Origin of the sequence: Ensifer sp. Root423, assembly GCF_001426275.1 — a bacterium.
Taxonomy (GTDB): Bacteria; Pseudomonadota; Alphaproteobacteria; order Rhizobiales; family Rhizobiaceae; genus Ensifer; species Ensifer adhaerens.
Genome location: NZ_LMEG01000005.1, coordinates 25197 through 42701 on the forward strand (window position 1 = coordinate 25197; position 17505 = coordinate 42701).

The window sequence follows — 17505 nt, forward strand, 5'->3', positions numbered from 1 at the left end:
TTCGATGTTGAACCGTCCGTCTTCCAGATTGAGTCGAGGTCTTTCCCTTGTCGCCCTGGCCGTTGCCCTGGCGCTGCCGGCGCATGCGCAGGAGAAGCCGTCCGCAAGCGACGATGCCGGCGTCGAAAAGCGTGGCCGCATCACGCCCTTCAACGGCGCTGCGATGCCCGAAGGAGCCGAGACTGGCGACAAGTCGAACGCGGCTTCGGACAAGAAGCCGGCGGACGGCACGGCGCCATCTGGAGGCGTGGGTGTCTTTGATCGCATGGGCGCCGAATTGCCGGCGCTGCCGGCCGAAAAACCCTTCGCCGGCAAGGTCGACGACGCCTACGGCGCGTTTCAGCGCGGCTATTACCTGACCGCGATGGATCTGGCGCTGCCACGGGCGCAGCTCGGCGATCCTGCGGCACAGACGCTGATTGCCGAAATCTTGCAGCAGGGGCTTGGCGTCGTGCGCAACCCGCAGCAGGCTGCCTTCTGGTATGGCCAGGCGGCGGAAAAAGGCGACCCGGCGGCGATGTTCAAATATGCCCTGATCCTGATGGAGGGGCGCTACGCCAAGCGTGACCGGAAAAAGTCCGAAGAGCTGATGAAGAAGGCGGCCGATCTCGGCAATGGCTCGGCACAGTTCAATTACGGCCAGACGCTCGTTGCCGACAATCCCGGACCGAAGGGATTGAAGCTGGCGATGCCCTATTACGAGAAGTCGGCCGAACAGGGCATTGCCGACGCGCAATATGCGTTGTCGCAGATCCTGGTCAATGTCGACGGCATCGAGGAAAGCAAGCGGGCGCGTGCCCGCGAATGGCTGATCCGTGCGGCGCGGGCGGGCTTCGATACCGCCCAGTTGGACATCGCGATCTGGATGATCGAAGGCATTGCCGGTGATCGGAACCTGGAGGACGGCTTCGGCTGGATGCGCCGGGCGGCCGAGGGCGGCAACGTGGTGGCGCAGAACCGTCTCTCGCATCTCTATGTCAATGCCATCGGCACGAGGCCCAACCCGGTCGAGGCGGCGAAATGGTATGTGCTGTCACGCCGTGCCGGTCTCAAGGACGATGCGCTCGAGGACTTCTACCTCGGTCTTAATGAAGAGCAGCAGAAGCAGGCGCTGAGTGCGGCCAACAGGTATCGCCGGAGCTGAGCGAGGCGGAATCCCGTCGCCGCCGGCCGGCAAAAATGCTATTTCGCTTGAACTCGCGGGGCTTTTGTGGTTCTGAGGCCGCGGTTTTGCTCGTGGCGCCATGACAGTGGCAGCAATGCGCGAGCGGAGTGAGACTTCACTCGGTTTTTTGACGACGGAGCACGGTTTGCAGCTTGCCCTTGAGGCCAGTAATGCGCCTATGTTTCGTCAAGCAGGTTCAACGTCCGATCGAACGCGTTCGATCGGCCTTCGTTTTTCAAGGGATCGCCAGATGGCCCGTTCAGCACTTCTCAATGTCATGGTTCAGGCCGCCTTCAAGGCGGGCAAGTCGTTGTCCCGCGATTTCGGCGAAGTCCAGAACCTGCAGGTGTCGCTCAAGGGACCGGGCGACTATGTTTCGCAGGCCGATCGTAAGGCCGAAAAGCTCATTCGCGAAGAACTCCTGAAGGCTCGCCCGACCTATGGCTTCCTCGGCGAGGAAGGCGAAGAGATCATCGGCACCGACGGTGCGCACCGCTGGATCGTCGATCCGCTCGACGGCACCACCAACTTCCTGCACGGCATTCCGCATTTCGCCGTTTCGATCGCACTGGAGCGCCAGGGCGAGATCGTCGGCGCTGTCGTCTTCAACCCGGCAACCGATGAACTCTACACGGCCGAGCGCGGCGGTGGCGCCTTCCTCAACGACCGTCGTTTGCGCGTCGCTGCACGCAAGCATCTTTCCGATGCCGTCATCGCCACCGGCACGCCGCATCTTGGCCGCGGCAACCACGGCAAGTACCTGATCGAACTGCGCCATGTGATGGGCGAAGTTGCAGGTATCCGCCGCATGGGCTCGGCTGCGCTCGATCTTGCCTATGTCGCTGCCGGCCGTTTCGACGGCTACTGGGAGCGCGACCTTGCCGCTTGGGATATTGCCGCCGGTGTGCTTCTCATTCGCGAAGCCGGTGGTTGGACGCACGATATCAACGGCGGCGCCCGCCCGGTCGATGACGGTTCGGTCATCTGCGGCAACGAGTACATCGTCAAGGCGCTGACGGAAGTCGTTCATCGCACGGTGCCGACGAAGTAAGTCGCAATCCCGTTCGTTCCGAAGCCTCCGATGCGCACCCCGCATCGGAGGCTTTGTTTTTGGCACGAAGCTGGGCGGTGCAACACGACACCGCCACAGGCCTGTGCCTAACTGGCGACCTGCAGGCCGTGGCGCGATCCTGGCTGCATACACAAATTGGCCCTTGAATCGATTTCGGTTTCAGGAATTATGCGATAGGCTCCGGGCCGGCGCGGCGCCGTTCCGTCAAGTGAAGCGGGAGATACTCATACCCATGACGAAACTGCATCTGTCCGGTTGGAACGGTCGGGAAGGCATGGAAGACGGCTACAACCCGCACAAGCTGTCGAGCCCCATGCACTATTTCTGGACGATGGTGGTCTTTCTGATCATCGTCGGATTTGTCGGTGCGATCCTCTTTCGCCAGGCACAGAACGCCTTTCTCGCCAATCCCGGCCTGAACGGGCTGATCCTCGGGGTGCTCCTGATCGGCATCCTGCTCGTGTTCAATCATGTACTGGGCTTGCGCCCTGAAGTGCGCTGGTTCAATTCGTTCCGCGCCGCAGGCAGTGCGGACAAGGTCGGGCGGGACCCGGTGCTGCTGGCGCCGATGCGGGCGCTGATCGGCGGCCGCCAGACGGCGATCTCGACGACGGCCCTCCGGTCGATCCTCGATTCCATCGCCACCCGCCTCGACGAATCGCGCGACATTTCGCGTTACCTGACCGGGCTTCTGGTGTTTCTCGGCCTGCTCGGCACATTCTGGGGCCTTCTTGGAACGATCGGCTCGATCAACACGGTCATCCAGTCTCTGGATGCCGGATCGGGAACGACGGAAGACATCCTCTCGGCGCTGAAGAATGGCCTGTCGGCACCGCTCACCGGCATGGGCACGGCGTTTTCGACGTCGCTTTTCGGCCTTTCCGGTTCGCTGATCCTCGGCTTTCTCGATCTGCAGGCCGGGCGCGCGCAGAACCGCTTCTACACCGAGCTTGAAAACTGGCTCTCCTCCGTGACGGACGTCGGCTCGGAACTTTCGCCGGCGCTCGATCTGCCCGCCGGCGCGCCGGTCGAGGAGCTGAAGAGGCTCACCGACCAGCTCGTCCGCCTCAACCATGAGGGCGGCGCGAACCAGCGCACGACCGCGGCCATGGCAAGCCTCGCCGAAGGCATTCAAGGGCTGGTCAAGAACATGCGCGGCGAACAGCAGATGCTGCGGGATTGGATCGAGGCTCAGCAGGACGAAGCCAAGGCGATGCGCAAGACGCTCGACAAGCTGGCATCGCGGGTCGGCATCTCCGACCGGTCGCCTGCGCATGACAAGCCGGCCGTGTCGGCCAAGGCGCGCGTGGAAGAGGCCGGAGGAGAGTAATCCATGGCGCTTGCCCGAAAAGGCCGCTCTCAGCGCACGATCGACTATTGGCCGGGCTTCGTCGACGCACTGTCGACGCTGCTGCTGTCGATCATGTTCCTGCTGACCGTCTTCGTCCTTGCACAGTTTCTGCTCAGTCGCGAAATCAGCGGCAAGGACGAGGTGCTGACGCGGCTGAACAGCCAGATCAACGAACTCACCCAGCTTCTGGCGCTCGAAAAGAGCGGCAAGCAGGATCTCGAGGATTCGCTTGCCAATCTGCAGGCGTCGCTCGCCACGTCCGAAGGCGAACGCTCACGGCTGCAGGCCCTGCTCGACCAGGGCGCCGGGAGCACGGACGCCGCCAACCAGAAGATCGGCCGTCTCGGCTCTGAGCTTGAGACCGAGCGTGAAGTCAGCGCCCGGGCCATGAGCCAGATCGAGCTGCTGAACCAGCAGATCGCCGCGCTCCGCAGCCAGATCGCCGCCATCGAAGTCGCGCTTCAGGCGTCGGAAGCCAAGGACCAGCAGTCGCAGACCAAGATCGCCGATCTCGGACGCCGGCTGAACGTGGCGCTTGCCCAGCGGGTGCAGGAACTCAACCGCTACCGCTCGGACTTCTTCGGACGCCTCCGGGAAATTCTTTCCGACCGTGAAAACATCCGCATCGTCGGCGACCGCTTCGTCTTCCAGTCGGAGGTGCTGTTTCCCTCTGGTGGCAACGACCTCAATCCGGAAGGGCAGGCGGAAATGGCCAAGCTCGCCACCGCGCTGCTCGACCTCGCCAAGGAAATCCCCGCCGAAATCAACTGGGTGCTGCGCGTCGACGGCCACACGGACAATGTGCAGCTTTCAGGCGCCGGGCGCTTCGCCGACAACTGGGAGCTTTCGTCGGCGCGTGCGACCTCCGTGGTCAAGTTCCTGATCTCGAAGGGCGTGCCAGCAGATCGGCTAGTGGCCGCGGGCTTTGGCGAGTACCAGCCGATTGCACCGGGTGAAACCCCTGAGGCGCGGGCGCAGAACCGCCGCATCGAGCTCAAGCTGACCGAGAAATAGACTTCGCTCTCCGCGTATCCCGTCGTCGGGCGACGCAGCCTGGCGCTTGAATTGACCTTGACGTACGCGTAACAATTCTGCAGCCATTCAGATGGCTGCGGCGGCCTTTGCGTGTCAGAGCGTGGGGGGCCGGATGGGATGCGAGGGGGAGAGCATTTCATGGATTGCGACGTTTTGGTTATCGGCGCGGGGCTTGCCGGCCTTGTCGCCGCAGCGGAGGCGGCGGCACTCGGCCGCAGGGTCATCGTGCTCGACCAGGAAGGGGAACAGAATCTTGGCGGACAGGCCTTCTGGTCGCTTGGCGGCCTGTTCTTTGTCGACAGCCCCGAACAGCGCCGCATGGGCATCCGCGACACCCGCGAGCTTGCCGGGCAGGACTGGGTGGGCTCCTCGCAGTTCGACCGTCCGGAGGATCACTGGCCACGGCTCTGGGCCGAAGCCTATCTCGACTTTGCCGCGGGCGAGAAGCGCTCCTGGCTGCACTCGCTCGGCATGCGCTGGTTTCCCGTGGTCGGCTGGGCGGAGCGCGGCGGTGGGCTCGCCCACGGGCACGGCAATTCGGTGCCGCGCTTTCACGTCACGTGGGGTACCGGCCCGGCGGTGCTCGAACCGTTCATCCGGTTGACGCGCGAGGCGGAAAGTCGTGGTCTCGTGCGCTTCCGCTTCCGCCATCGGGTGGATGAACTTGTGACCACCGACGGCCGCGTGACGGGTGCGCGCGGTGCGCTGCTCAAGGACGATCCGGTCGGGCGCGGTGAGCGCAGCTCCCGCGACATCGTCGGCGATTTCGAGATTTCGGCGGGCGCGATCGTCGTCACGTCAGGCGGTATCGGCGGAAACCATGATCTGGTGCGCCGCAACTGGCCGCGCAAGCGGCTCGGCCAGCCGCCGGCGACGATGGTTGCGGGCGTGCCCCACCATGTCGACGGGCGCATGCTGGAGATCGCCAGCCAGGCGCGCGGCGCGGTCATCAATGCGGATCGCATGTGGCACTATACGGAGGGGTTGAAGAACTTCGATCCGATCTGGCCGGACCATGGCATCCGCATCCTTCCGGGCCCTTCGTCCTTCTGGTGCGACGCCGACGGCAACCGTTTTCCGGCGCCGGCCATGCCCGGCTTCGATACGCTCGGCACGTTGAAGGCGATCCGCGACAGCGGTCATGATTACAGCTGGTTCGTGCTGACGCGGGCGATCATCAAAAAGGAGTTCGCGCTTTCCGGTTCGGAGCAGAATCCCGATCTCACCGGCAAGAGCATCGCCCTTCTGTTAAAGCGGCTCGGCAAGAACCCGCCGGGGCCGGTCCAGGCGTTCATGGACAAGGGCGAGGATTTCATCGTGCGCGACCGTCTCGAAGACCTGGTGCCGGCGATGAATGCGCTGACCGGTGAGAACCGGCTGTCGCTGGAGCACTTGCGGCAGCAGATCGTGGCGCGCGACCGGGAAATTACCAACGCATTCTCCAAGGACGCGCAGGTGACCGCGATCCGCGGTGCGCGCGCCTATCGCGGCGACCGGCTGCTGCGCACGGCCAAACCGCATCGGCTGCTCGATCCCAAGGCCGGCCCACTGATTGCCGTTCGGCTGCATATCCTGACGCGCAAGACGCTGGGCGGGCTTCAAACCAACCTGTCAGGCCAGGTGTTGGAGCAATCGGGCGAGCCGGTGCCCGGTCTCTACGCTGCCGGCGAAGTCGCCGGCTTCGGCGGGGGCGGCATGCATGGCTACAACGCACTCGAAGGCACGTTCCTCGGCGGCTGCATCTTTTCCGGCCGGGCCGCGGGGCGGGGTGCTGCCGGGGTGTGATGGCTCCTTGCCGCGTATTTGCCCCTCATCCTAGCCCTCTTCTCGTCAAGCGGGGAGGTGACGGTCGATTGTGCAACGATACCCTCACGTGTAATCGCCGCCGAGGCGGCGCGGTACATCGAGGTTCAGGCAACCGAGTAACATCGTATGTGCTGGCGCATACGCACGGACCGCGCCACAAGTCCCTTCTCCCCGCCTGCGGGGAGAAGGTGGCGGCAGTCGGATGAGGGGCCCCGCTCGTTCTGATCGTCAATCCATCTGCACATTGGCGTCACGAACGACCGGCGTCCACTTCGCCAATTCGGCTTTCACATGGGCTTCCAGCTCTTCCGGCGTCGAGCCGACAATCGTGGCGCTGAATTCCTTCATGCGCTCGACGACAGCGGGATCCTTCAGCGCCTTGTTGGCCGCCTCGTTGAGGCGGGCGACGACCGGCTGAGGCGTGTTGGCCGGGGCGAAGAGCGCGTTCCAGGTGTAGGTCTCGTAGCCCGGAATGCCGGCCTCGGCGACTGTCGGCACATCCGGGAAGGACGGTGCCCGTTCCGCCGTGGTCACCGCAAGCGCCCTCAGCGTTCCCGCCTTGATGTGGCTGGAGGAGGAGGGGAGGTTGTCGAACATGATCGGCACCTGGTTGCCGATGACATCGTTCAGCGCCGGGCCTGCGCCCTTGTAGGGGATGTGCTGCATACTGACGCCGGCCATCTTCTTGAAGAGTTCGCCGGAGAGGTGCAGCGGAGTGCCGTTGCCGGAAGACGCATAGCTGTACTCGTCGGGCTTGGCCTTCAGGAGTGCCAGCAGTTCCGCAACGTCCTTGGCCGGGAGTTCCGGATTGACGACGAGCACGTTGGGCACGACGACGAGCAGGGAGATCGGCGCGAAATCCTTTTCGGGATCGTAGGGCTTGGTCTTCAGGATCAGCGGATTGAGCGCGTGGGTGGCGACCGTGCCCATCAGGATCGTATAGCCGTCCGGATCGGCGCGGGCGACATTGTCTGCGCCGAGATTGCCACCGGCGCCGGCAACGTTCTGGACGATCACCTGTTGGCCGAGGTCCTCCGACATTTTTTGCGCGACGATGCGGGCAACCACGTCGGTGGAACCGCCGGCGGCAAAGGGAACGACGAGCGTTATCGGCCGGTCGGGGAAGTCCTGGGCCAGTGCCGTCGAGCCAAGGGGCAGCGCCGTCAGCGCCATCAGGCCCAGCGCCAGAGTGGCACGCCGGGTCAGGTGCGAAAATGCCATGCGGTAGTCCTCCCGATCAATTCAGCAGAAAGCGATACCGGCCTCCTCGGCCGGCCCCCTAACAATAGGGCTCGGCCTCCCGTCGGCAACCGCTTTACGGCAAATCGGAGGACGCTTTTCGCGCCGTGCGGTGCGTTTAGCTCTGCACGTTGACGAACAGGGCCTCTGCGCCATGGTTGAACTGCAGCCGCGCAAGCTTGGCGTAGAGTCCGCCCTGACGGATCAGGGAGGCGTGGGTTCCTTCCTCGACGATGCGGCCATGATCGAGCACCAGGATACGATCGGCCTTCAGCACGGTCGCCAGCCGATGGGCGATGATGATGGTCGAGCGCTCGTGCAGCAGGCCGTCGAGCGCCTTCTGGACCAGCGTCTCGCTCTCGGCGTCGAGGGCCGAGGTTGCTTCGTCGAGAAGCAGCACCGGCGCGTTCTTGAGGATGGCGCGGGCGATGGCGATGCGCTGGCGCTGGCCGCCGGAAAGTGTAACGCCACGTTCGCCGACATAGGTGTCGTAACCCTTGTCGAGCCTGTTGATGAACTCGTCCGCCTGCGCGGCGACGGCGGCGGCACGCACCGCCTCGCGGCTGGCATTCGGCATGCCGAAGGCGATGTTGTCATGCACGGACGAGGCGAACATCGTCACATCCTGCGGCACGATCGCAATGCGGTCGCGCAGATCCTTCGGATCGACGGTGCGAATGTCGACGCCATCAACGCGCACGGCGCCCTTGGCAGGGTCGTAGAAGCGAAGCAGCATGGAGAACACAGTGCTCTTGCCGGCGCCGGACGGTCCGACGATCGCAACGGTCTCGCCGGGCGCGATGTTGAAGCTGAGGCCGTTGAGGCTCTTGTAGTCGGGTCGCGACGGGTAGGCGAAATGAACGTCGTCGAAGGCGATGGCGCCGGTCGCCGGGACCGGCATGGCGACGGGATTTTCCGGAGCCTGGATCTCGGGAATTTCGGTCAGAAGCTCGTTCAGTCGCTCGGCAGCACCCGCTGCCTGCGAGAGTTCGCCCCAGACTTCCGAGAGCGAACCGAGGCTGCCCGCGGCAAAGACCGAATAGAGCAGGAACTGGCTGAGCGTGCCGGCGGAGAGATTACCTGACAGTACGTCGTGCGCGCCAAACCAGAGCACGGCGACGACGCTGCCGAACACCATGGTAATGGCGAAAGCGGTCAGCACCGAGCGCGCCTTGATCGCGGCGCGCGCCGCGCCATAGGCATCCTCGACGGCGGCTCCGAAGTGGCTGTTGGCAAGTCCTTCGCCATTGAAGGCCTGGACTGTGCGTGATGCGGCAATCGCCTCGCCGGCATAGGCCGAGGCGGCAGCGAGCGTGTCCTGCGCCTGGCGCGAGCGGCGGCGGACGGAACGGCCGAAGCCGACGAGCGGGAAGACGATGATCGGAATGGCGATCAGCACCAGGCTCGACAGCTTGGGGCTGGTATAGACCATCATGCCGATGGCGCCGAGACACAGGATCAGGTTGCGCAGCGCGACCGAGGCGGTGGCGCCGACCGCGGATTTTACCTGCGTCGTGTCGGCGGTCAGCCGCGAGACGATCTCGCCGGACTGGTTGACGTCGAAGAAGGAGGCGGAAAGGCGGGTGACGCGATCGAAGACATTGCGCCTCAAGTCGGCAACGATGCGCTCGCCGAGCGTGATGACGAAGTAGTAGCGCGCCGCACTCGCCAGCGCGAGCACGATGGCGAGCATCATCAGCATCGAGAAGTAGGTGTTGATGAAGCCGCTGTCGGGACTGGAGAAACCGTTGTCGACCATCCGCCTAACAGCGAGCGGCAGCGCCAGCGTGGTCACGGCAGCGAGGATCAGCGAAATGCCGGCGCCGACGACCAGATGGCGGTAGCGGGCGAGATAGGGGAGGAGCGTGGCGAGCGGACGGATGGACTTGCGCGCAGGCGCCTGGTTTTCTCTTGACGACACTTGACCCCTTTCGCCAGACACGGAGGAAGGGATTGCCCATGAGTCTTCCGTGCGGCACTTGTTATCGCGCAGACCTTGATGTATAGGCACGGCATCGAATTGGGAAGCCGTGGCCGTTCAGCCGGTGCGCGGCTTCATTTACGTGTTCGGTCTCGAAGTCGCAATGCCTTGCGACAATTGGACCCTGGAACTCTAGGAAGATCGTTATGAAGGCAGACATCCATCCCGATTACCACGTCATCAAGGTAGTCATGACCGACGGCACCGAATACGAAACCCGCTCGACCTGGGGTTCTGAAGGCGCCACCATGAACCTGGAAATCGACCCCAAGTCGCACCCGGCCTGGACCGGCGGCAACCAGCAGCTCATGGACCGCGGCGGCCGCGTCTCCAAGTTCAAGAAGCGCTTCGAAGGCCTCGGCCTCTAATCGAGCGCCTCTTCGGCAGATTCAAAAAGCCCGGGTCATTTGGCCCGGGCTTTTTTCTGTCTTGGTTCTGGGGGATAGGCCGGGCGAGGCGGTGACATGGCGCCGTGCCATGGACGCGTTGTGGCCACTGGCGCTCCGTCGCTGTTCCAGGCAAGGAGCAGGATGACGGCGTTATGTCGCGGTTCCTGACCCGACCAGCCGGCGCTTTTCGCAAGCGGTAACGCCTCTTCCGTCAGGAGATCGAGATGCCCTTGTGTGGCGTCAATCGGATAGGCGCCCTCGGTGAGGTTTCTCCAGGAATTTTCGCAGTCGAGGCCAAGGCGCGCCAGCGCCGCCATGTGCTGCCGGTCGCAACGAAAAACCCGCCGGCAAATGCTGTTGCGGCGGGTTTGATTTCTCAGGTCTATTTTCTGCGCGGCGTCAGTTGGTTCCGAAGGCCGTCTGCAGCAGCTTGATCTGCGCCTTGACGCCGTTCTGGTTGTCCGGGACGATCGCGGCCGCTTCGTTCGGGCGATAGATCTCGCGGTCGAGCAGGGCGACGCGGTTCTGCAGGCGCAACGAGCGCTCGATCAGGTCGCGAAAGGATTCCGGCAGTTCGGCCCAGCCGGGAGCCGCCTTGTCGACGTTGAAGCTGTCGAGGCGAACCTTGCTCTTTTCCGACATCACCTGATCGCGGCTCATCTCGCCGTTGTTGACGGCGCGCTGCAGGAGCAGCCAGGAAGCCATCTGCATCAGGCGGGTGGTGAGCCGCATGGATTCGGCTGCATAGAGAACCGATGCCATGCGCGGCAGGACCTTGGAAGCGGCGCGGCCCGGTCCGTCGAGATAGGTGGCCGTTTCCTCGACCAGTCCCATGCCTTCCGAATAGAGGGTCTTGAATTGTGCCGAGGACGCCGCGTGTCCTGCGAAACTGACCGTATTCAATCCTCTCTCGGACATGACCTGTTTTCCCTGGTTCAAACGCATCACGACAGTCAGGTAGTGGACGGTTATGGGAAATAAATCCTTGCCCGTCTCTATGCTTGAAGAATGATCCGATAGCGCATTTCGCGCAAGGGCATTCTTAAGAAAGGGTTAATCTCCACAGTTCTTTGGATAAACCTATGCCAAAACAAAAAAAGAGCCGCGGAAAGCGGCTCTCAAGGTAAAACAGGGAGAAAAATCAGACCCATTCGCCAGTCGGTGAAATTGTCTGAAACCGGAAAGCTCCGGATGCCCTGACAATCGCAGATAATGCTTAATGCCGCGTTAAACGCGCTTCGTTTTGCTGCGGTGCGACCTTACGCCGCCGGATCAGCGAAACAGGTTCTCGGCGGCCGAGCGGCTGGCGGACTTGCGTGTCCGCTCCGCCTCCAGCCGTGCAATCTCCTCGGTCAGAAGGGTGATGCGTTGCGTCAACTCGTCAACCGACAGCAGCGCGAGATCGCTGCCAATTTCATGGGCCACCTTCTTTTGCGGCCGATCGTCGTCAAACAGGCTCATCGGACTGATCCTCCCATTCCGGACCTTTGTCTGGCTCGTTGCGTGTTTCGTCAAACGGGGCCGCGCGCGGCGAAAGCTGCAGGCTTTCCGGCGTCGTCGGCGTGCCGGCGTTGACCGGCGAGAAGGCGTCGCGGTCGGATACCGGCACGGGCGCGCGCATCCGGCTGCGGATGATGGCATAGGCGGTGATCAGGATGTGGGCGCAGGCCGTAATCATGAACAGGCCGTAGGGGCCCGCCGCCGTCATGACCGGGCCGCCGATCGTCGGGCCGATGATGGTGCCGATGCCGTAGAGCAGCAGCAGGCCGCCGGAGACCTTGACGAAGTCCTCGGCCGTCGCGAAGTCGTTGGCGTGCGACACGGCGATCGGATAGAGCGCGTTGGCCGCCGCACCGTAGATCGCAATCAGCGTCAGCACGATCCAGACCTGGGTCGGCTCGACCAGGAAGATCAGCAAGCCTGCGAGAGCGCCGACCCCGGCAAGTGCTGCCAGGACGTAGCGCCGGTCGATCCGGTCGGACAGCCGCCCGGCCGGCAACTGCATGACGGCGCCGGCAAAGATCGCCACGCTCATCATGGCGGCGACGGTGCTGTCGGAAAGTCCCGCCTGGCGGCCAAAGACGGCGCCGAGCGTGCCGAACGCGCCGTTGGCAATACCGACGAGCAGGATGCCGAGGAAGGAAACCGGCGAGTTGCGGTAAAGGCCGCGCAGGTCGAGGCTCACCTTCTTCAGCGGTTGCGGCGAGGCAGCCTTGGACAGAAGCGTCGGCAGCATGGCGACGCAGTAGAGGATGCCGCAGATCATGAATAAGATGGTGGTGGAAGTATCGCCGAAGGGGATCATCATCTGGCCGCCGACGACGCCGAAGAGCGTGATGGCAATATAGAGCGAGAAGATGACGCCGCGGCTCTCGTTGGTGGCGCGCTCGTTCAGCCAGCTTTCGATGATCATCGAGGTGCCGGCAGTGGAGAAGCCTGTCAGCGCCCTGAGGATCAGCCACCAGGTCGGATCGATCAGGATGCCGGTCATTAGCGCGACGATGGCGATGAGCGAGGCAAAGACGCTGAAGGCGCGCACGTGGCCGATGCGCTTGACGACCGTGGGCGCAAAAAAGCAGCCGAGAACGAAGCCAGCAGCCCAGGATGTGCCGATCAGCCCGAGGATGGTGGTGGGATAACCTTCAGCGGTGCCGCGCACGGGAAGAAGAAGCCCCTGCAGACCATTGCCCAGAAAGAGAAACAGCGTGCCGAGCAGGAGGGCGGCGACCGGGAGCAGGTTCTTTCTCATCATTCATCCGAAATTCGTTCTGCCGTCAGCAAGTTAGGGCGGTGCCTGGTGAATTGCCAGCCGGTTTCTGATTGCAGCGTCTGGCAGTGCCGCAGGTTTTGTCCTTCGATGGGAGACGAATGACGCAACATGCGGCGGCCGGTCATTGCAAATCGCCCGCGGAAACACTAGCCCTTTTTGCCAAGCGCAACGTATCGCTAGTCCTCGGGGGAGGCGGTGCTGCGTGCGACGAAGAGTGCCGGTGTTGCGAAGGCTTCACCGGTTGAGGCAGCCTCCCGGTAGACGAGGGCAACATGCAGAAGGCGATCGCCCTTTTTCTGCTTCTGATCATGGCCATTCAGCTCCTCTGGCCGATCGGCATTCCGGGGCTGCGCCGCCGTCGCGATTTCTGGAAGATCGCGGTCTTCGCCATCGTGATGATGATGGTGACGGTGTTGATCCGTCCCTGACCCGGCCGCCCCGCCGCAACTCCCCGTTACCTTTGGAACTCCATCCCCTCCGGCTCGCCGCTACCTTGGTTGCGAAACCTGTCGTTTCAACCAGAAAAGGGCGCAGGACAGATGGGAAAGAAAGCGCTAAAGTGCGAACCTCATTCGGGAGATGACTTCGAGGGTTTCTTGGAACGCCGGCTTGCTGCCATTCTCGCTGCCGATGTCGTGGGGTACAGTCGCCTGATCGGCGCTGACGAAACCGGCACGCTGGCCGCCATGAAACGGCACAAGAGCGAACTCGTCGATCCGAAGATCACCCGTCACAAGGGACGCATCGTCAAGCTCACCGGCGACGGCATCCTGGTCGAGTTCGCAAGCGTCGTGCACGCGGTCGCCTGCGCCGTCGATATCCAGCGCGGCATGCTGCTGCGCAACGAAAGCGTGTCGCCGCTGAAGCGCATCGAGCTCAGGATCGGCGTGCACCTCGGCGACATCATCGTCGAGGATGGCGACATCTTCGGGGACGGCGTCAATGTCGCGGCGCGTCTCGAAGGCCTCGCAGAGCCGTCGGGCATCGCCGTCTCGGCTTCCGTGCGCGATCATGTAGGGTCGCGCCTGGATGTCGGCTTCGTCGACAAGGGCGAACACACGCTGAAGAACATCGCCGCCGGCGTTCACGTCTATTCGGTGGCGCTCGGCGCCCCGACGAAGGTCGCGTCGGCACCGAACGGATCGTGCCCGGTGGTGCTCGACGATGGCTACGGGCTCTCGGTCGGCGTGCTTCCTTTCACCAATATGAGCCACGATCCGGAGCAGGAATACTTCTCCGACGGCATCACCGAAGACATCATCACCGATCTCTCGAAGATCTCGAAGCTGCACGTCGTCGCCCGCAACACCGTGTTCACCTACAAGGGGCGGTCGGTGAAGGTGAAGCAGGTGGCCCAGGAATTGGGCGTCCGCTACATCCTCGAGGGCAGCGTGCGCAAGGCGGGCGCGCGGGTGCGCATCACCGGCCAGTTGATCGATGCGCTGACCGGCACGCATCTCTGGGCCGACCGCTACGACCGGGACCTGACTGATATCTTCGCGATCCAGGACGAAATCACCCATGCGATCGTCGACCAGTTGAAGATCAAGCTGCTGCCAGCGGAGAGGCGGGCGATCGAAAGCGACCCGACGACAAGCGTCGAGGCCTATACCTACTATCTGCGTGGCCGGCAGTTTTCCCACGCCTGGACGCGCTCCTATCTCCTGCTCGCGCGGCGCATGTTCATGAAGGCGGTGGAGCTCGATCCGGATTTTGCCCGCGCCTATGCCGGCATTGCCGACTGCGAGTCGGCGCTTCGCGATTGGCACGAGGATGAATTTCCGCTGCAAGGCATCCTGTCCATGACCGACAAGGCGCTGGCGCTCGACCCAGACCTCGCGGAGGCCCATGCGTCTCGCGGTCTCGTGCTGCACCAGGACGGCCAATGCGACGAAGCCGTCGCCGCCTTCGAGCAGGCGCTTGCGCTGGATGCCGGGCTCTACGAGGCGAATTTCCACTATGGCCGCTTCCTGTTCATGCAGGGCGCGTTCGAAATGGCGATTCAGTTCTTCAAGCGTGCCGCCGATATCCGGCCGGACGACTACCTGTCACCGATCCACCTGATGAGCGCCTATCGCACGCTCGGCCGGGATACTGAACGCAAGCAGTGGGCGCGCATCGGCATCGCCCGGGCAGAGCGGGCGCTGGAGCTCAACCCGGAAAACTCGGGCCCGGCCCACCGCGGCGCGCTGGCGCTTGCCCATATGGGCGAGGCCGACCGTGCGCGCGAATGGGCAGCGCGGGCGCTGGCAATCGATCCCGATGACGTGGTCGCCCGCTACAACACGGCCTGCGTCTTTTGCATCCTTGGCGATATCGACGCGGCCCTCGATCTTCTCGAAACATTGCTGCCGCAGAGCTCCTGCTACCAGTTGCTCTGGTTCAAGCAGGATTCCGACCTCGACGCGGTGCGCCACCATGTTCGCTTCCAGGCGATGGTCGAGGCGATCGCGAAATGCGAAGCCGGATTGCGCTGACCGCCGGACCGTCGTTTCCATCCGGCGGCTCGAAGCTTGCCGCTAGTGGTGGCCCGCCTGGCGGGATCCCTGAGGGGCGCTGACGCGCCCGGCCGTCAGCCACCAAATGGCCGCCCCGGTCACGAACAGCATTGCTGTTGCCACCATCACGACCGCGGTAAACGCTCCTTCGAAGGCGAGGCGGGCACGGCTCACCAGTTCGCTCGCCACATCCGCCGGCAGCTTCTCGGCGAGGAGCAAGGCTTCATCGAGGCTGTCGCGCGCCATCGGCGGGATTGCAGCCCCCTCCGGCAGGACGAGGAAGGCGGTGTAGACGACCGACATGACGGTGCCGAGCACGGCAATGCCGATCGCGCCGCCAAGCTCGAACGAGACCTCCTCGATCGATGCTGCCATGCCGGCCCGTTCCGGCGGGGCGTTGAACATGATGGCGCTGGAGGCGGCCGTCATGGAGGCACCGATGCCGAGGCCGAGGACGACGAGGGTGACGATCTGGGCGAGCGCGCCGGTTTCATGGACGAGCAGATAGCCGCCAAGACCGAGAGCCGCCAGGATGAGGCCCGAGCGCAGCACCACTTCGGCGCCCAGGCGCGGCAGCAGGGTGCCGGTCAGCGGGCCGGCGACGAAAGCTGCAAGCGGGATCGGCAGAATGAAGACACCCGCCTCGAGCGGCGAAAAGTCCTCGACCAGCTGCAGCTGCTGGCTCAGCACCAGTTCGATGCCGACGATCGAGGCGGATGCCACGAGCGCTGCGGCAACGCCGGAGGAAAACACAGCATTGCGGAAGAGGCTGAAGTCGATCAGCGGATGCGGGCTGCGGCGCTGGCGGCGCACGAAGAGAAAGAGCGCGAATGCGCCGATCACGGCCGCAGCGAGACCCGCTTCCAGCGACGGCTCGCGCTTGCTCGTTTCCTTGACGGCATAGGCAAGGCCGATGAGGCCGACCATGATCTGCAGTGAACCGATCGCGTCCCAAGGGTGTTTCGGATTGCCGGCGTTGTTCGGCAGCACGACGAAGCCGAGCACGAGGGCCATCGCGACGACCGGCACGTTGATGAGGAAGACCGAGCCCCACCAGAAGTATTCGAGCAGGAAACCGCCGAGCACCGGGCCGATCGCGGCACCGCCCGAAGCGATCGCTGCCCAAACGCCGATCGCCAGCGCGCGTTCGCGTTCGTCGGTGAAAGTGAGCCGGATGATCGACAGCGTCGCCGGCATCATGAGGGCAGCGCCGACGGCGAGCAGGACGCGACCACCGATCAGGATCGCCGGTGTCGGTGCATAGGCGGCGATCAGCGAGGCGATGCCGAAGACGGCAAGGCCGACGATGAAGGGCTTTTTGTGGCCGAGCCGGTCGCCGAGCGTGCCGAGGCCGGGTAGAAGACCAGCGACGACGAGAGCATAGGCGTTGACGATCCAGAGCTTCTCCGACGCGGTGGCGCCGAGATCATGGGTCAGGCGGGGCAGGGCGGTATAGAGCACCGTCATGTCGACGACGATCAGAAAGAGCGCGCTCGATACTGTGGCCAGAATGAGCCAGCGATTTTGCGGAAGCATGGTACACCTCGGTGGCCGCCACTGGGAAATGGGGGCTGGGCCTTGTTTAAATCAGGGTCGTTGGTTATTTGAATACGTACGTATGGATTTGAAATAGGAAGTCAAGATGGGACGGCGACGAACAATCGATCGGGACAAGGTTCTGGACGCGGCGGAGGCGGTGGTGAATTCCGTCGGCGCGGCCGGCCTGACGATCGATGCCGTCGCCAAGGCTTCCGGCATCACCAAGGGCGGCGTGCAATATTGCTTCGGCAACAAGGACGGACTGATCGACGCGATGATGCAGCGTTGGTTCGACGAGTTCGATACCGCGGTAGCGGCGGAGGGTGGCGACGATCCTGATCCGATCAAGGCGATGCGTGCCCATGCATCGGTGACCGCCCGGATGAACACGGCCGACAATGCCCGCACATCCGGCATGATGGCGGCGCTGCTGCAGCGGGAAGAGCACATGGCGAAGAATCGCGCCTGGTACCGCACCCGCCTCGATGGTCTCGACCTCTCGACGGAGGAGGGGCGTAGGGCGCGAATGGTGTTTCTCGCGACCGAAGGCGTCTTCCTGCTGCGCGGCTTCGGCTTCCTCGAGATGGACGACGCCGAATGGCAGGATATGTTTGCCGATATCTTGAAGCTTCTGCCGGAGCGCGACCGCGCCTGAGGGCG

General features: G+C 63.7%; 15 protein-coding genes. 9 read left to right on the forward strand and 6 right to left on the reverse strand.

Annotated elements, in window-relative coordinates; genetic code table 11:
- The first annotated feature begins 4 nt into the window (after positions 1-4).
- From ASD01_RS07680 to ASD01_RS07700, 5 genes are all read left to right on the forward strand, one after another.
- Positions 5-1144 carry a tetratricopeptide repeat protein gene (locus tag ASD01_RS07680; protein ID WP_034806130.1) on the forward strand — a complete coding sequence of 380 codons (1140 nt, stop codon included), beginning with the start codon at positions 5-7 and terminating at the stop codon, positions 1142-1144.
- Between the two features lie 271 nt (positions 1145-1415).
- Complete coding sequence (locus ASD01_RS07685) at positions 1416-2216, forward strand: inositol monophosphatase family protein (RefSeq protein WP_060643810.1); 801 nt, start codon at positions 1416-1418, stop codon at positions 2214-2216.
- Positions 2217-2469: 253 nt separating this feature from the next.
- Positions 2470-3567, forward strand: a complete 1098-nt coding sequence (locus ASD01_RS07690; protein WP_034806134.1) for a MotA/TolQ/ExbB proton channel family protein — start codon at positions 2470-2472, stop codon at positions 3565-3567.
- A 3-nt stretch (positions 3568-3570) separates the two neighbouring features.
- Positions 3571-4602 carry a peptidoglycan -binding protein gene (locus ASD01_RS07695; RefSeq protein WP_034806136.1) on the forward strand — a complete coding sequence of 344 codons (1032 nt, stop codon included), beginning with the start codon at positions 3571-3573 and terminating at the stop codon, positions 4600-4602.
- A 159-nt stretch (positions 4603-4761) separates the two neighbouring features.
- On the forward strand, positions 4762-6408 hold the full coding sequence (locus ASD01_RS07700) for an FAD-binding dehydrogenase (protein WP_034806137.1): 1647 nt from the start codon (positions 4762-4764) through the stop codon (positions 6406-6408).
- 249 nt (positions 6409-6657) lie between these two features.
- Here ASD01_RS07700 and ASD01_RS07705 read toward each other — a convergent pair whose 3' ends face one another.
- Positions 6658-7650: a Bug family tripartite tricarboxylate transporter substrate binding protein gene (locus tag ASD01_RS07705; RefSeq protein WP_034806138.1), complete on the reverse strand. Its 993-nt coding sequence runs from the start codon at positions 7648-7650 to the stop codon at positions 6658-6660.
- Positions 7651-7786: 136 nt separating this feature from the next.
- Positions 7787-9589: an ABC transporter transmembrane domain-containing protein gene (locus ASD01_RS07710; RefSeq protein WP_034806139.1), complete on the reverse strand. Its 1803-nt coding sequence runs from the start codon at positions 9587-9589 to the stop codon at positions 7787-7789.
- 206 nt (positions 9590-9795) lie between these two features.
- Between ASD01_RS07710 and rpmE the strand changes: the two genes are divergently transcribed.
- Positions 9796-10017 carry a 50S ribosomal protein L31 gene (gene rpmE, locus ASD01_RS07715; RefSeq protein WP_034806140.1) on the forward strand — a complete coding sequence of 74 codons (222 nt, stop codon included), beginning with the start codon at positions 9796-9798 and terminating at the stop codon, positions 10015-10017.
- A 420-nt stretch (positions 10018-10437) separates the two neighbouring features.
- Here the strand turns inward: rpmE and rcdA are convergent, their stop codons facing one another.
- From rcdA to ASD01_RS07735, 3 genes are all read right to left on the reverse strand, one after another.
- Complete coding sequence (gene rcdA, locus ASD01_RS07725; RefSeq protein WP_034806141.1) at positions 10438-10956, reverse strand: protease adaptor protein RcdA; 519 nt, start codon at positions 10954-10956, stop codon at positions 10438-10440.
- 354 nt (positions 10957-11310) lie between these two features.
- Positions 11311-11499 (reverse strand): DUF1192 domain-containing protein, encoded by a 189-nt coding sequence (locus ASD01_RS07730; protein ID WP_034806142.1) that lies wholly within the window; start codon positions 11497-11499, stop codon positions 11311-11313.
- Positions 11486-12787 (reverse strand): MFS transporter, encoded by a 1302-nt coding sequence (locus tag ASD01_RS07735; protein WP_034806144.1) that lies wholly within the window; start codon positions 12785-12787, stop codon positions 11486-11488. The genes ASD01_RS07730 and ASD01_RS07735 overlap by 14 nt, the downstream gene beginning before the upstream one ends.
- A gap of 293 nt (positions 12788-13080) precedes the next feature.
- Here ASD01_RS07735 and ASD01_RS36145 point away from each other — a divergent pair, with 293 nt between their 5' ends.
- Complete coding sequence (locus ASD01_RS36145) at positions 13081-13236, forward strand: hypothetical protein (protein WP_090299729.1); 156 nt, start codon at positions 13081-13083, stop codon at positions 13234-13236.
- A gap of 168 nt (positions 13237-13404) precedes the next feature.
- Positions 13405-15285, forward strand: a complete 1881-nt coding sequence (locus tag ASD01_RS07740) for a TPR end-of-group domain-containing protein (protein WP_034806145.1) — start codon at positions 13405-13407, stop codon at positions 15283-15285.
- Between the two features lie 42 nt (positions 15286-15327).
- Here the strand turns inward: ASD01_RS07740 and ASD01_RS07745 are convergent, their stop codons facing one another.
- The gene (locus ASD01_RS07745) at positions 15328-16842 is read right to left on the reverse strand and encodes an MFS transporter (RefSeq protein ID WP_051659727.1); all 1515 of its coding nucleotides are present in this window, start codon (positions 16840-16842) and stop codon (positions 15328-15330) included.
- 106 nt (positions 16843-16948) lie between these two features.
- On the opposite strand from ASD01_RS07745, the gene ASD01_RS07750 reads away from it, so the two are divergent.
- Positions 16949-17500, forward strand: a complete 552-nt coding sequence (locus ASD01_RS07750; RefSeq protein ID WP_034806147.1) for a TetR/AcrR family transcriptional regulator — start codon at positions 16949-16951, stop codon at positions 17498-17500.
- The last annotated feature ends 5 nt before the right edge of the window (positions 17501-17505 follow it).

Coding starts and splice junctions, on each gene's coding strand:
- ASD01_RS07680 (WP_034806130.1), top strand. CDS start 5: ATGTTGAACCGTCCGTCTTCCAGATTGAGTCGAGGTCTTTCCCTTGTC.
- ASD01_RS07685 (WP_060643810.1), top strand. CDS start 1,416: ATGGCCCGTTCAGCACTTCTCAATGTCATGGTTCAGGCCGCCTTCAAG.
- ASD01_RS07690 (WP_034806134.1), top strand. CDS start 2,470: ATGACGAAACTGCATCTGTCCGGTTGGAACGGTCGGGAAGGCATGGAA.
- ASD01_RS07695 (WP_034806136.1), top strand. CDS start 3,571: ATGGCGCTTGCCCGAAAAGGCCGCTCTCAGCGCACGATCGACTATTGG.
- ASD01_RS07700 (WP_034806137.1), top strand. CDS start 4,762: ATGGATTGCGACGTTTTGGTTATCGGCGCGGGGCTTGCCGGCCTTGTC.
- ASD01_RS07705 (WP_034806138.1), bottom strand. CDS start 7,650: ATGGCATTTTCGCACCTGACCCGGCGTGCCACTCTGGCGCTGGGCCTG.
- rpmE (WP_034806140.1), top strand. CDS start 9,796: ATGAAGGCAGACATCCATCCCGATTACCACGTCATCAAGGTAGTCATG.
- rcdA (WP_034806141.1), bottom strand. CDS start 10,956: ATGTCCGAGAGAGGATTGAATACGGTCAGTTTCGCAGGACACGCGGCG.
- ASD01_RS07730 (WP_034806142.1), bottom strand. CDS start 11,499: ATGAGCCTGTTTGACGACGATCGGCCGCAAAAGAAGGTGGCCCATGAA.
- ASD01_RS07735 (WP_034806144.1), bottom strand. CDS start 12,787: ATGAGAAAGAACCTGCTCCCGGTCGCCGCCCTCCTGCTCGGCACGCTG.
- ASD01_RS36145 (WP_090299729.1), top strand. CDS start 13,081: ATGCAGAAGGCGATCGCCCTTTTTCTGCTTCTGATCATGGCCATTCAG.
- ASD01_RS07745 (WP_051659727.1), bottom strand. CDS start 16,842: ATGCTTCCGCAAAATCGCTGGCTCATTCTGGCCACAGTATCGAGCGCG.
- ASD01_RS07750 (WP_034806147.1), top strand. CDS start 16,949: ATGGGACGGCGACGAACAATCGATCGGGACAAGGTTCTGGACGCGGCG.